Here is a 13,855-nt window from a genome sequence, read left to right on the forward strand (position 1 = left end):
AGATAATGATATGACTTTGCATGTTAAAACTTATTTTAATGGGGTGGATTGGGGGTATTGCATTTATGGGGATAGATATCCCTTTAATAATGCAATATGGGTGGTTAGGTAAAGTCTTGCTTGTTATGGGCTTTATTTTTTATATTTTTAAGAGAAATATTTTCTTAAATCGCCCCATATTAAAAACCATTTACTGTTTAGTCTGCGCTATTAGTTTTTTTACTATAGGACATCAATATGCTCAGTATGCCTTAAATGAAAGATTAGAACTGCGACAAATGCAGCCTAAATCTTTAGATATTATTGTGTATGTCGACCGTATAAGTGAAGAAAAAGAAGATAAGACACAGCAACCCGTTCAGGTATTAGGGCAGTCCTTACATCCCGTCAATTGGCTATTATATTTAAAAAATCAAAAAGTAAACTCAGCCATAGATGAGCCAAAATTAAAATTAGGTCATTATTATCGAATTTCTGGCAAAACCAAACCTGCTCATAGTTACGCAGTGGCTGGTGTTTTTGACCAAGAACAGTGGTTCATTCAACGAAATATAATGTCTGGTTTTAGTGTTCAGCATATTGAGCCTTTAAGCTCTGATGAAATTTATCAGTTGGGTTATCAACATCATTTAAAAGAGCAACAAAAATTCTTTAACAGACAAAAGTTAAATGTTGAAAAGTTGCGCCTAACATTTAGATTAATGTTAAAACAATCTCCTTTGCAAAATAAAGGTCTGTTATTAGCTTTGTTAACAGGGGACGAAAGTCTCTTAAATGATGAGATTAAAAATCAATTTAAGGAATTAGGAATCTCTCATTTGTTAGCCATTTCAGGGCCTCATGTACTCATTTTTGCCATCATGTTGTCTTGGGTATTACATCAATTAATAAGACGTTATTATCCGCAGCTTTATTTGCGTCAACCTAAACAAATATGGGCCATGATTCCATTATGTTTCGGTGTTTTGATTTATACGGCATTTGTTGGTTTTGAAATTCCCGCTTTAAGAACTTTACTCTCAGTATTTTTATTTGCTTCTTTGTTATTGATTAAAGTGCCCGTTAAGCCATTTTCACTTTTAGTTTATAGTGCAAGTCTACTTTTACTTTTCGATCCCTTCAGTGTTTTATCCGCAGGTTTTTGGCTATCTTATGGTTCTTGCTTTATTTTATTACGGATTTATCAAACTATAGAGCAGGCTCCAAATCTTGTTTCAACTAGTCTGTTATCTAGAATCATTCTTTTCAGTAAAATTTTAATTGAATCTCAAGGCAAAATATTTATTGCCTTATGTCCTCTAATGTTGATTTTCTTTCAACAGATTACATGGGTTGCTCCTTTTACAAATATTATTGCAGTTCCTTTACTCGGAGGAGTGATTGTTCCTTTAAATATTTTTGCAGCTTGTGTATGGCTTATTTTTAACTCATTCGGAAGTTTACTTTTTCAAATTAATGATGTTCTGATCAGTATACTACTGACATGTTTTGGCTTTTTAGAGAAGCTATCTCTACCATTACAAGGTTTTAGCCTGACACCACTTGATTTAGTGTGCCTTAGCTTCGTTATTATTATCTTATTTTTACCGCGTGGGGTTTTACCCAAATCTTGGGGGCTAATGTGCTGTTTACCCTTGATCATTCCAGATAAGTCGTCCCAGCAAGTTCAATTAAATATTATAGACGTAGGCCAAGGACAAGCGATTTTTCTACAACATCCAGAGCAGACATGGTTAATTGATACGGGTGGTTCTTATGATGAGAAGGCTTTTAGTATTGGTCAAAATGTGGTAATTCCATATTTACGTCAAAAGGGAATTAAGCAACTGGATCACGTCGTACTATCTCATCTCGATCAAGATCATAGCGGAGCATTTCCTTCAATCGCTCAGGCTTTTCCTATTAAACAAGTCATATCAAATGAATTATGGGCAGAGCAAATTAAAAAACCATTTACTTATTGTCATCAAGGTCAAAAATGGCAATATCCACAATTAGATATTGAAATTCTTTGGCCTAAAGAAAAAGATTTAAACTTAGTTTCTTCAAATCAAAATCAATATTCTTGTGTGGTTTATATTCATTTAAAACAGGTAAATGGCTATCAAAATTATTTAATCATGGGCGATGCAGGGTGGGAAGCAGAATATCAACTCATGAAAGAATATCCTGATTTAAAGGTAGATGTTCTGGTATTAGGTCATCATGGAAGTAAACATAGTTCAGCTTACGACTTCTTAGCGACGTTAGACCCCAAGCTTGTTGTTGCTTCTGCTGGCTTTAATAATCGTTATGGTCATCCAAGCAAAGAGGTTTTAGCGAGAATACAAGAGCTTAATATTCCATTTAAAAGCACAGTTGAGCAAGGAACATTGAGCTTTGTATCTCGCAATCAAGAGATGGTTTTATACACTCGACGTTTCGAGCGTACTTGGCTTCACAGGAATTTGTGAAGCTTCTGCTTTAAGTCTATTTACAATTTGAAGTGCTTCATTCGGATCAATATTGTAAATATTATCTAAAGCGGGATTTGCTTTAAAACGTTTATAACTCCAGTGATAGTGTTCTGGATAGTGCTGGATCAGTTGTTCAATGGCTTGATGAATAACAAAAGTTCCATCATCGGCACTACCTTCGTAAATCTTCTCATCCATAGGCTCAATATGCATCGTAAAACCGTCGTGTTCATTACGAATCGCATAAAGAAATAATGCTTTGGCTTTTGTTTTTTGGATGAGCTTGGCACTTAAATTACTTGAGGCAAGTGGTACACCAAAATAATTGATCATATCCCCACCAACATTAGGTGTATGGTCAGGTAAAATTACAGTGGTTTCGCCTTGTTTGAGTGCTTTAAAAATTTGTCGAACACCAGTCTCATCGGTAGGTACCAAGTTGGCTTGTTCACGACTACGAGCTTCTCGAACAAAACGGTCCGCATCTTCATTTTTTACAGGCTTGTATAAAATAGTCATGGAAGTGAACTGGGCACACCAAGCATTCATGATTTCCCATGTACCAAAATGTGGAACAATCAAAACCACACCTTTTTTTGCTGCTAGTGCTTCATGAAAGTAATGTTCACCCTCAATATGGTGAATACGTGAAATATTCTTACTATTTGATGAGCCCCAAATACTTAAAAACTCGAAGTATGAGGTTAACTCGTTACGAATAGCTTGTTGTGTAATATCTATTCGTTGCTGTGGTGTTAAGTGGGGAAGAGCAATTTGTAAGTTAAGTTCTATACTTTTTGATGTTCTAGTAATTTTTAAAGTATTGACTAACCCTGCCAACATACGGGCAATAAAACGTCCAAATTGAATGGGTTGACGGCTAAAAGTTTTGAGTAAGTAATAGTTCATGCTTTTTACATCTAGTTTGGTCATCTATCGCGGTAAAAAGGAGGCAACAAGTAAAAAAAGATAAAAATATTATAAATGAAATCATATAATTTAGACAGTTTTTATCAAATCAACGTATATAATGACATCATTTTAGATTGATTTGGATTGGAATTTTATGTCCGATTGGCCACCAAAACCACAAAATGAACCTATAATCCCTAAACAAAATGGACCAGAATGGCAAATTCTTGAGAAGGCTGTACTCGCTTCAGTAGAAGAGCAACGCCGTAGTCGTCGTTGGGGTATCTTCTTTAAAACATTAACTTTTATTTATTTACTATTCATTATTGTACTCATGGGTAAAGGCTGTTCAACCAGCAAAGAAGGCTCTGCTGTAAGTAGCAGTAGTGCTCATTTGGCAGTGGTGGATATTATTGGAACGATTGATGCTTCGAGTAATCAAGCAGTAAATAGTGAAGATACGAATAAAGCGCTTAAACGTGCTTTTGAAGCCTCAAATAGTAAGGCTGTTGCACTTAACATTAACTCACCTGGCGGTTCTCCAGTTCAGTCTGATGAAATCTGGCAGGAAATTCGTTATTTGAAAAAACAGCACCCTGATAAGAAAGTTTATGCCGTTATTGGTGATATGGGGGCATCGGGTGCGTACTATATCGCTTCTGCTGCGGATGAGATTATTGTCAACCCATCAAGTTTAGTGGGCTCAATTGGTGTAATCATGCCTAACTATGGCATTACTGGTTTAGCTCAGAAGCTCGGTATTGAAGACCGCACTTTAACTGCCGGAACGAATAAAGACATTTTAAGTATGACAAAACCGATTGATCCTGCTCAAAAGCAACATATTCAATCTGTTCTTGATAATGTTCATACTCACTTTATTACCGCAGTGAAAGAAGGCCGTGGTAAGCGTTTGAAATCCAACGATCCCGCTATTTTTTCTGGCTTATTCTGGACGGGTGAACAAGCAATTCAATTAGGTGTTGCTGACCGTTCAGGTAATATTACGAGCTTGATGCGTGAACTAAACCTTGATAATAAAGTTGACTACACAATTGAGCGTAACCCATTACAATCCATTTTGGGTCGTATGGGGGCACAAATCGGGCAAGGAGTAAGTGAATCTATTGCTCAAGAGGTGCAGACTAGTCAAAGCGCAAAATTACAATAAATCTGTATTTTTAGGATAACGGTATGTCAATGAAACCGGTTATACACTTTGCGCATGCCAATGGTGTGCCATCTATGGTGTATCAAAAATTGTTTGATCAATTAAAAGATGAGTATGACGTAATTTATGTTCCACTCATTGGTCCTGACAAACGTTATCCTGTGACTAACCATTGGCCTGCTTTGGTTGATCAAGTTATTGATAGTATTGTGCGTCAGGCGAAAGGACGTAAAGTCATCGGATTAGGCCATTCTCTTGGTTCGGTTTTAACATTGATGGCATCTTTTCGACGTCCTGAACTGTTTTCTCAAGTCATTATGTTAGATCCGCCTCTTATTTTAGGGCGATATTCATTTGCTTTTCATATGGCAAAATTATTTCGTCCTAAATTGGTTGATGCGATGACACCGGCGGGCTTATCTGCACGTCGTCGTGAACATTGGGAATCGAGAGAGCAGGCTGCTGAGTTACTTCGTCCTAAAGGATTTTATAAAGATTTTGATGAAGATTGTTTTCAGGCTTATATTGATTATGCTTTGAAAGAAGATTCGATTCGCGGTGGAGTAACTTTAACGATTTCTCGTGAAGATGAAGTTGCAATTTTCCGTAAAAATCCTTCTTGGTGGTGGCTGCCTATGCCAAAACCTAAGATGCCTGTGCATTTAGTTGTGGGTAAAGGAAGTGATTTCTTAAAAAGAGGCTTTCCTCAAATGGCAAAGCGAAAAATGGGAATCCCATTTACTGTGGTTGAAGGAGGCCATATGTTCCCTCTAGAGCATCCTATTGATACAGTAAACTCTATAAAGAAATTGATTCATCATTAATTAAATTAATTTAAAGCTTATAAAAAAGGACATGCCAGCATGTCCTTTTTTATTTTTGTTTGTTAGTAAAATACTTTACCAACTTGCAAAACGAATAGGGTCTTTTAGAACTTGATTACGGAAATAGGCTTGCCCATCTTTCCATGTAAGTTGACCGTTACACAGCCACTCTGCAACTTGTGGGTAGATAAAATGCTCAAGTGTGTGCACTCGATCTGCTAATGAAGCGACAGTATCATGTTCTTTAACTGATATAGCTGATTGGGCAATAGATTGACCAGAATCCAGTTCAGCAGTTACAAAGTGTACGGTACAACCATGCAAACGATCACCTGTGTTTAAAACACGTTGATGAGTATTCACACCTTTGTAAGCTGGAAGAAGCGAGGGATGTATATTCAGCATTTTCCCTTGCCATTTGTTGACAAAGGTTGGTGTTAAAATACGCATGAAGCCAGCTAAAATAACTACATCTACTTCCCAAGCTAAGAGTTGCTGATGCATTGCCTCATCAAAAACTTCGCGCGTTGGAAAGTCTTTATGGGAGATAACAGCGGTAGCAATATTGGCTTTTTGAGCACGCTCTAGGGCATAAGCATCTGCTTTATTAGACAGTACACCTACAATTTGCCCTGATAGATTTGCATCTATCAAGGCCTGTAAATTACTGCCATTCCCAGAGACTAGAACAGCAATTTTTATCATGCAAAGATCACACGAATTTTTTCGTCTGCACCTTCTACTGACTCAGCATTTTCTTGGATGTGTCCGATTTTCCAAGCTTTTTCGCCTTGAGCATTAAGTACTTCAATTGTTTTTTCAGCATCATTTGCATCAACAGCAATAACCATACCTACGCCACAGTTAAATGTACGGTACATTTCAAAGCGTTCTACATTGCCTTCGCGTTGTAGAAGTTGGAACAATTCAGGCCATTCCCAAGAAGATTCATCAATAACTGCTTGTGCACCATTTGGTAATACACGAGGTAAGTTACCTGGTAAACCACCACCAGTAATGTGCGCCATAGCATGAACATCAACTTGTTTGCAGAGTTCAAGAACCGGTTTTACATAAATACGAGTTGGTTCCATTGCTACATCAGCAAGCGGGCGACCATCAATCGTTTGAGTTAAATCAACGTTTTTAACGTCTAAAATTTTACGTAGTAATGAGTAACCATTCGAGTGAGCACCACTTGATGCAACACCGATAAGTACGTCACCAGACTTTACTTTAGAGCCATCAATAATTTTGCTTTGCTCAACAACACCAACGGCAAAACCAGCAAGGTCGTAATCTTCGCCTTCGTACATGCCTGGCATTTCCGCGGTTTCACCACCTACAAGTGCGCAACCTGCAAGCTCACAACCTTTACCAATACCAGTAACAACATTTGCAGCAACGTCAACATTTAAGTGACCAGTCGCGTAATAATCAAGGAAGAATAATGGTTCTGCGCCACAAACTAAAAGGTCGTTTACGCACATAGCCACAAGGTCTTGGCCGATTGTGTCATGACGATTGAGATTAAGGGCCAAACGTAATTTAGTTCCTACACCATCGGTTCCAGAAACTAAAACAGGCTCTTCATAACCTTTAGGAATTTTGCATAGTGCACCAAAGCCACCAAGCCCGCCCATTACTTCAGGACGACTTGTACGTTTAGCGACTGACTTGATACGATCGACCAGTGCGTCGCCCGCTTCAATGTCGACACCCGCATCTTTGTAGCTTAAACCGGTATTTGGGGTAGAAGTTGAGTTGCTCATAAATGAAGTCTCCGCATTGGCGGCAGATTATAACCTGAATATACGAAACTCTTATGTTATTTATGCTCGAAAATGCTATCTTTAATAAAAATATTTTTTCATTTATAACGATTAAATCAAAAAAGGCTAGATTTTATGCAAGATCGTATACTGCGCCGTATTTTTTTACTCGCAGGTATTGTATTGCTGGTATGGGTGTTGTACTTACTCAAGCCTGTAGTCATTCCTTTTATCGGTGCTTTTTTCCTGGCTTATTTATTCAGTCCACTTGTTGATGTGCTGGTAAAAATGAAATTGCCTCGCTGGTTAGCAATTAGCGTGGTATTTGTTGGAATAGGTGTAACCTTAACTATTGCACTCTGGTATTTAGTTCCACTGATTTGGAAACAATTAGTTTATGCCCGAGATAGTATTCCAGCAGGTATTCACTGGATTAACGCTACCTTTTTACCTTGGGTGTCTTCGACATTTAATGTCCAGCAAATGGAAATTGACACAGAGCAGTTGTCTAAAGCTGTCATGGAATATGTACAAACAAACTATAGCGCAGACAGCATTCAGGCAGTGTTATTAAAACTGGCTCAATCTGGTTTGAATTTTATTCAGATTGGTGGAACAGTTGTTTTAATTCCAATTATTGCTTTCTATTTCTTGCTTGATTGGGAACGTATGTTACAAAACTTACGTCGTCTCATTCCGCGTCCATATGAAGCAACTACTTTACAGATCGTTGGTGAATGCCATAGCGTTTTAGGGGCATTTGTTAAAGGTCAGTTTCTTGTCATGCTATTGCTTGGCGTAGTGTATGCAGTTGGTTTACAGCTCATCGGTTTGGAAGTTGGCCTGATTATTGGTATGGTGGCAGGGCTTGCTAGTATTATTCCTTATTTAGGTTTTGCCGTAGGTATTATTGCCGCTGTTATTGCCAGCCTGTTCCAGTTTGGCTTGGATTGGATGCATCTATTACTGGTTGGTATCGTCTTTATGATTGGTCAAGCGGTAGAAGGCTATATCTTACAGCCATTCCTACTGGGTGATAAAATTGGCTTATCTCCTGTAGCAGTTGTTTTTGCAGTATTGGCAGGTGCACAACTTGCAGGCTTCTTGGGAATGTTAATTGCATTGCCTGTTGCTGCGGTTATTGTAGTGTTGTTGAAGCATTTAAGAGAGAATTACGAAAGAAGCTCACTTTATGCTCCACCATCTACATTAGTGATCCAACATGGCGATATTGAGCAAATTCATGTACAAACCGAAAGCACTAAGCTTGATCTTGAAGTTAAAACACAGCAAGATACAGATGAACTAAAATCTCCTAACCAGAAATAATTTCAAGGTTAATTCAATATATGCGTCAACTCCAACTGGATATAGAACCTCAACTTGATGCCCGAATCAGTGATTTTTCGGGACCGGGTTGGGGGCATGTAGTCGATGCCGTGCGTCAACTACATGCTGGTCTGGTGAGTAGGTTCTATATTTACGGTGGAGCGGGGACGGGGAAAAGTCATTTACTTTCTGCAATTTGTGATTCTTATTTAGAAATAGGCAAATCTGCTATTAAAGTATCTTTGCTTGAACTGCTTGATGCACCTATTGAGGCAATTACATCTTTAGAACATTATGATCTTGTTGCTTTGGATGATATTGAATCAATTAGTGGTGTGCCTCACTGGCAAAAAGCTGTTTTTCATTTAATGAATAATCATGAAGGACAACTGGTATTTTCTTCGCGTGTAGCACCGATTGAATTAAAGCTGGAATTACCAGACTTACAATCACGACTTACACAAGCCGTTAGTGTAAAAGTGCCAAGTGGAAGTCTATATGCAGACCGCTATGCCTTGGTGACATCTGTAATGGCTAGACGGGGTATTCACTTTAACCAACAAATTGTTGATTACTTATTATTACATGGTCCTCACCAAGCATCTCTTTTACTGCAAACTGTTGCTCAGTTAGAAAAACTGCTCAAAGGCGAAAAAACAAAACTTTCTAATGCGACTTTAAGACAAATTTATGCTTTGATTGATGAGTATCAACAGTAGAGTTTCTAGCTTAAATTTGCTGTTTTGCTTAAATTAAACTCATACAATTTAAAAAATGGCTTTCCCTACATAAGTTTTTTTCATTTCTGAAAAGCTATATTTATAACTTATAAATTCTCTTTTAATTTTTTAATACGCCAATTTTTTGTATTTAAAAAACTTTTTTAGGTCTACGAAGCTTTTTGTAATCTAGCTCAAAAATGACTCTACAGACCGACCAAAATGTCTTGAGAAATTCTACTTCCTGTGACAAAGTACGCACAAAGGATGTGATTGCAAAAGCGGAAATTTTGCAATATTGACAAAGAAAAATGAAAAAAGATGTAAGGAGATGGGTATGCTCAAACGGAGCATTGCTTTTGCTTTATTGGCTGCTGCTGGACACGCTTATTCTGCCGATATTCAAGTCACAACTACAACTGATGAAGACGTCGATAACACGGTCTGTTCATTACGTGAAGCAATACAATTTCTAAAATATCGTGCATCTTCTAATGCTGCTGAAGTTGAAAAATATGCAAACGGTTATAATGGTTGCGGAAATAAAGATGCTTCTTCAAATATTATTTTACAGCGTGATAAAGAATATACTCTAAGTAAAAGTATAGTAATTACCATTCCCGTAGCTATTAGCACAGCAAAAAATGATTCTACTCTGATTGAGGAAGGTGCACCCAATTCACATAATGCAACGATTAAAATGATAGGTACGGATCAATTATTTCGTATTGATGATGGTAGCGTTGAAAAAGCCTCTTTTACAGTTTCATTTATCGATGTCAATTTAAAGGGTGCTGGCCTAAAGAGTGTAATACCTCAAGGTAACGGTGGATTGATTTATAACCATGAACAATTGGTTATTCAAAATTCTCGTTTAATGGATGGATATGCAACAAATGGTGGAGCAATTTATAACGCTGGTAATTTATCAAATACTACAAAAACAGCGGGTTCGGTAACGATCACTAATAGCTTGATTCAGAATAATAAAGCGAGTCAGGGAGGCGTTTTATATAGTGATATGCCACTTTACTATATTACTCGCTCTGTAGTGCGTGATAATGAAGTAACTGCTGTAGATGGTGCATTATTTCATGCTGAAACTAAATTTGCAGATGAAAGTACGGGCGGATATTTAACCTCTCGTATTATTGGTTTAAGTAATAGTACGATTTTTCATAATAAGGGTAGTTTTATTGCCAATGTCCGTGATGGAATGGTGATCAATAATATTACTATGATTAAAAATGTGGGAGGCTTGTATTTTGATGCCCCACAAGGAAAAGCATCTGTCTCTAATAGTATTTTAGTAGGTAATACGACAAACTGTAAGGTATCTACAACAGATAAAACGATTGTGCAGAGTAATTTAGTAACAACGGAATGTAACCGTAATGCTTCTGCAGAGTTACCAAATATTCTATACCCTGCAAGTGAAAAACTAATTGCTGGAAATGCAGATGAAGGAACCTGTGATGTTCCACCAGCAGATGGTTTGTTATGTCCGTATTCAACACCGAGTGATAGTTTTTTAGGATTCTTTAAACCTCGAGTTTTAGATAAATATACTAGTCTTTCGCAATCATTGTTAATTAACAAAGGTCGTTTATATAGCGATGGAACTTCTGTCGGTTTGGCGAGTTGTGAAAAGCAAGATCAACGTGGAAAGAATCGAAGTGGTTATGATGAGTTATGTGATTTAGGTGCAATTGAATTAATTATCAACCGCGATGATATCAGTACACATGGTCAAGATATTAAGTATGGAGAAATTGCCAAATTTAATATCGCCGATGTTGTGGGTGATGGAGAGTTAGTTTCTCCACAAACATGTGAAAAAATGTTTGGAAAAAGAACAGATGGTCAAGCCTGGCAGTCTGGGTGTATGAAGATTGTTCAAACCAGTACACCATCTAAAGGGACTTTATCCATTGATGCTCAGGGAAATTTAACTTATGTTCCAAATGGGAACTGGCATGGAGCAGATGTATTTAATCTATTAGTCGTTACTACTACCACACGTTTTAATGATGCTGCGGATGTTTATCTAACTGTTCCAGTTCAAATCGTGCAAGATCCACCATCAGGTATTGAAGATAAATCTGTAAGCACGGGTGGCGGGGGAAGTGTAGGTGGTGGTTTAGTTTTAGGTCTATTTGGCTTAATTGCTTTAAGACGTTTAAAGTCATAATCAAGGATGATAAAGGCTATGAAAAATTATAAAAAGGCTTTATTAGCATTAGCTGTGATTGCTGCGATGCCATTATTTGCAGATACAACGACTGGAAGAATTGATGTTACAACTTTTGACGATGAAGATGGTGAAAATACTAATGCCTGTTCATTGCGTGAAGCGATAAAAACAGCTGAGTTGCGTAAATCGTACGGTGGATGTACTGTTATTGATACACGTGAAACTACTCAAAAATCGATTCAGCTTAAAGCAGGAATTTACACTCTAAATAAAGAATTAGTTCCAAATGCTAATATTGCTATTTTTGGTGCTGATCCCGTAGATTGGCAGAAAAAAAGTGTATTAACTAATGATTATCCTGCACAACTTGACTTACAAACACGTATTAATGCTCAAGCTAAATCACGCATTTTCAATACGACTACCTATAAACAGCCCTTGACCATAAATAATGTCATTCTTGAAAATGGTGTTACAACTGGCCAGGGGGGCGCGATTTATGCTGGTGCTGATATCGCTTTGCAAAATAGTCAGATTTTATCATCTCAAGCAACAAACGGTGGAGCAATTTATTTAGCTTCACCTAATATTACTTTGTCAGTAAATCATTCATTACTTAAAGGTAATAACGCAACACAAGGTAGTGTTTTATCAATGGGGTGTTTTAGTGACACTGTCTATGCACCACGTGCCATCACCCTTACATCAAATAGTATTGTGAATAATGGTAATACAGCTTCAGCAAGTACATTTGAGTTCTGTGGTAAACCTACTGCGACATTATCGGTTAATACCATTGCAAAAAATATAGCGAATAGTACTAGCGGCAGTATTATTAAGTTTACTGGTGATACCAATAATCCAGCCAATACATCAAGTATTTTAAGTTCAAGCAGTAGTTTAGTACTTTTAAATAATACAATTGTTGAAAACAACGCGAATAGTATTTTCCTTTACGATAAATTGGGCGCAAAAAAGCTAAGTTTTAACGTATTGGCTTATAATACCGGAAGTTATGCCTGTAAATATCTTTTAGGTGCGGCAGCAGAGCAAAAGAGTGTAGGTCTAACGCTAGATTTCAATGCACTTGACTGGACATCAGCAACAGGAAAGTGTGATGTTCCAAAGGAATCTTTGCCAGATGGTCAGACTAATATTAATATTAGTACACAAGCATTCAGCAATTTATTAAGTCCTTTACAAGCGACAACTGCTTATACTGGGTTCTTACCTATTTACTATCCAAAAAATATTTCTTCTAGCACAGATTTAATTGACGTTGATCAAGATAGTAAAGGAAGTTGTGCCACAATTGATCAACGTGGTTTAAACCGTTTGACAGATAGTACCTCATATTATCAGCCTGAAAGTCGTAATAGTTGTGATATTGGCTCTGTTGAGTTAATGAAGCTCACTGCAGGTGATTTAGAAGATGTTAGTAATATTTCATTAACAACTTTAATTGATACTTATCAACAAAATTATGATTTATTTGATAATTATATTAAGGACCCTAAGACGCCTTCTAACTTTATTACTTACTATAAATTACGTTTAGCTGAATTTAAGAACCTAATTGATACAACTAAAGCAAATCTTAAGTATCGCGCAATCTATCTTGATTTAAAGAACTATGATTTACCTTTACCGACTGAAGACGCTAATCATGTGCTGAAGTTCTTCAACACCACAGATTATCGTATTGCAACTGAGCCATTAGGTATTGGATCTCTTGATGATAAATATGATGCTCAACAAGTTAAAGATCTATCTGATCAGGACAAGGTATTCTGTGAGTGGAATAGTGCTTTACAGCAAATTGTTTTTTATCGCAAAGACGATACGATGACTCAAGCTGGTACCTATGCTTATTGTAAATATACAATTACAACAGCTGATAATAAATTAAGCTCAAGCGGTCTGATAAAAGCTCGTTTTAATAATATAGAACCAGTTTCTGGTGATGGGACAATTACTTTTAAATATCTTGCAAATGAAATTATTCCATTGAATTTACTTAAATATGCTAACGATGATGGTGACGGCCCTATAAATACGCTTTTAAAGCCTAAATCACAATTTTGGGTAAATGAAGACGGTGTAGAGTTACCTATTTATTTACCAAGCAAGACTTCGAAAGATGGTATTTTTAAAGTAATTAAGGCTGATCGAGAAGGGCCATGTCCGAAAGATGACAAGGATAAAATTTGTTATGGCGGAAATATCTATATTCAGGCAAATAACGTATTTAATACTTTTAATGACTCATTAAGTTATAACGTTTATGATGCTGATGGGAAAATTTCACCTAAAGCTGGCACAATTAACCTTGTAAGTACTGCTACGACTACAGATGATACACGTGGTGGAGGCGGCGGTGGTAGCTTTGGGATTTTATCTTTAGCCTCTTTACTTGGTTTAGCAGCTTATAGGCGCTACCGTAAATAAACTTAAAGAATAAAAAGCCTCCAATTGGAG

At 37.0% G+C, this 13,855-nt stretch carries 10 protein-coding genes; 7 read left to right on the plus strand and 3 right to left on the minus strand.

Translation table 11 applies throughout. The features are described 5' to 3' along the window. Positions 1-20: 20 nt before the first annotated feature. A complete protein-coding gene (locus tag J580_RS12715) occupies positions 21-2,453 on the plus strand; it encodes a DNA internalization-related competence protein ComEC/Rec2 (protein WP_032004413.1) in 2,433 nt (810 codons plus the stop codon). On the opposite strand, the gene J580_RS12720 is transcribed toward J580_RS12715, so the two are convergent. After that, complete coding sequence (locus J580_RS12720) at positions 2,406-3,389, minus strand: lysophospholipid acyltransferase family protein (RefSeq protein ID WP_081403642.1); 984 nt, start codon at positions 3,387-3,389, stop codon at positions 2,406-2,408. The two genes, J580_RS12715 and J580_RS12720, sit on opposite strands and share 48 nt — an antisense overlap. Before the next feature lie 133 nt (positions 3,390-3,522). Here J580_RS12720 and sppA point away from each other — a divergent pair, with 133 nt between their 5' ends. Continuing rightward, complete coding sequence (gene sppA, locus J580_RS12725; RefSeq protein ID WP_005067744.1) at positions 3,523-4,539, plus strand: signal peptide peptidase SppA; 1,017 nt, start codon at positions 3,523-3,525, stop codon at positions 4,537-4,539. Between the two features lie 23 nt (positions 4,540-4,562). Next, a complete protein-coding gene (locus J580_RS12730; protein ID WP_002118584.1) occupies positions 4,563-5,363 on the plus strand; it encodes an alpha/beta fold hydrolase in 801 nt (266 codons plus the stop codon). Positions 5,364-5,438: 75 nt separating this feature from the next. Here J580_RS12730 and purN read toward each other — a convergent pair whose 3' ends face one another. Both purN and purM read right to left on the minus strand, forming a co-directional pair. Then, positions 5,439-6,068: a phosphoribosylglycinamide formyltransferase gene (gene purN, locus J580_RS12735; protein WP_005073082.1), complete on the minus strand. Its 630-nt coding sequence runs from the start codon at positions 6,066-6,068 to the stop codon at positions 5,439-5,441. Continuing rightward, entirely contained in the window at positions 6,065-7,135 is a 1,071-nt protein-coding gene (gene purM / locus J580_RS12740) for a phosphoribosylformylglycinamidine cyclo-ligase (protein ID WP_017385817.1), read from the minus strand. Before purM ends, purN begins: the two co-directional genes overlap by 4 nt. A gap of 135 nt (positions 7,136-7,270) precedes the next feature. Here purM and cxpE point away from each other — a divergent pair, with 135 nt between their 5' ends. From cxpE to J580_RS12760, 4 genes are all read left to right on the plus strand, one after another. Continuing rightward, the gene (gene cxpE, locus J580_RS12745) at positions 7,271-8,464 is read left to right on the plus strand and encodes a chloramphenicol efflux transporter CxpE (RefSeq protein ID WP_002118385.1); all 1,194 of its coding nucleotides are present in this window, start codon (positions 7,271-7,273) and stop codon (positions 8,462-8,464) included. Positions 8,465-8,484: 20 nt separating this feature from the next. Then, positions 8,485-9,183, plus strand: coding sequence for a DnaA regulatory inactivator Hda (gene hda, locus J580_RS12750; protein ID WP_032004415.1), 699 nt, complete (start codon positions 8,485-8,487; stop codon positions 9,181-9,183). A 331-nt stretch (positions 9,184-9,514) separates the two neighbouring features. Further along, entirely contained in the window at positions 9,515-11,374 is a 1,860-nt protein-coding gene (gene rbtA / locus J580_RS12755; protein WP_080759611.1) for a rhombotarget A, read from the plus strand. Positions 11,375-11,392: 18 nt separating this feature from the next. After that, positions 11,393-13,825 (plus strand): CSLREA domain-containing protein, encoded by a 2,433-nt coding sequence (locus tag J580_RS12760; protein WP_032004417.1) that lies wholly within the window; start codon positions 11,393-11,395, stop codon positions 13,823-13,825. The last annotated feature ends 30 nt before the right edge of the window (positions 13,826-13,855 follow it).

The sequence above is a fragment of the Acinetobacter sp. 1542444 genome (assembly GCF_000581835.1).
In the GTDB taxonomy this organism is placed as follows: domain Bacteria; phylum Pseudomonadota; class Gammaproteobacteria; order Pseudomonadales; family Moraxellaceae; genus Acinetobacter; species Acinetobacter pittii.

Coding starts and splice junctions, on each gene's coding strand:
- J580_RS12715 (WP_032004413.1), top strand. CDS start 21: ATGTTAAAACTTATTTTAATGGGGTGGATTGGGGGTATTGCATTTATG.
- J580_RS12720 (WP_081403642.1), bottom strand. CDS start 3,389: ATGACCAAACTAGATGTAAAAAGCATGAACTATTACTTACTCAAAACT.
- sppA (WP_005067744.1), top strand. CDS start 3,523: ATGTCCGATTGGCCACCAAAACCACAAAATGAACCTATAATCCCTAAA.
- J580_RS12730 (WP_002118584.1), top strand. CDS start 4,563: ATGTCAATGAAACCGGTTATACACTTTGCGCATGCCAATGGTGTGCCA.
- purN (WP_005073082.1), bottom strand. CDS start 6,068: ATGATAAAAATTGCTGTTCTAGTCTCTGGGAATGGCAGTAATTTACAG.
- purM (WP_017385817.1), bottom strand. CDS start 7,135: ATGAGCAACTCAACTTCTACCCCAAATACCGGTTTAAGCTACAAAGAT.
- cxpE (WP_002118385.1), top strand. CDS start 7,271: ATGCAAGATCGTATACTGCGCCGTATTTTTTTACTCGCAGGTATTGTA.
- hda (WP_032004415.1), top strand. CDS start 8,485: ATGCGTCAACTCCAACTGGATATAGAACCTCAACTTGATGCCCGAATC.
- rbtA (WP_080759611.1), top strand. CDS start 9,515: ATGGGTATGCTCAAACGGAGCATTGCTTTTGCTTTATTGGCTGCTGCT.
- J580_RS12760 (WP_032004417.1), top strand. CDS start 11,393: ATGAAAAATTATAAAAAGGCTTTATTAGCATTAGCTGTGATTGCTGCG.